Below are 673 nucleotides of genomic sequence, written 5' to 3'. Positions count from 1 at the left end.
CTATCAACTTGATGATAAGTTAGTTTTAGGGCGGGTCGAAAGTGTGTATTACAGCGAAATTCCTGAGCTAAGTGACGTCCCTTTCATCGGTAAAATTGATACCAGCGCTGACACCCCCTCCATGCATGCAGAAAATATCCACGTAAGCAGCAGCAATCCCAAATACAAGAATCTTAAAGATGACAAACTGCTGTGGGCAATTGTCGACGATTTAGGTGGCACGCAAGCCAAATGGGAAGCCAACAGTTTTGAACCTTATCAAGTCACCGTCAGTTTCACGATTCAGCATCCTTATACTGGCAAAGAGATCACGGTAACCGACGATCTTGAGCGCATCAGTGCTATCCGCAGTCGCACCAGCAAAAAACCGATTTTGCGTCCAACCGTAAAAATGCCGATGACGATTGCTGGGCATACGGTAGATACCGTGGTGAACCTTACCTCGCGCAAACAGTTCTCTGCGCCAATCTTGATTGGCAAAACTTACCTAGATGATAACGCGTGGGTGTTTGCTGGGTATGACTACCTGCAAGAACAACCCAACGCGAAAATGATTGGTAAGAAAGAGACGGTAGAAATCGAAGGCATTCCCTACAAAACCAGCGTTTCGACAAGCAGCCGTTACACCAACGTTCACGCTCTCGACATCAAAGTGGATAAAAAAGCCAAGCAA

General features: G+C 46.4%; 1 pseudogene. It reads left to right on the top strand.

The annotated features are described in order from the left end of the window. Positions 1 to 673: pseudogene (locus tag R7093_RS25810) on the top strand (peptidase); the annotation flags it as partial.

It is taken from the genome of Vibrio sp. 1580 (genome assembly GCF_033340055.1).
This window is presented reverse-complemented; position numbering and strand designations above follow the sequence as displayed.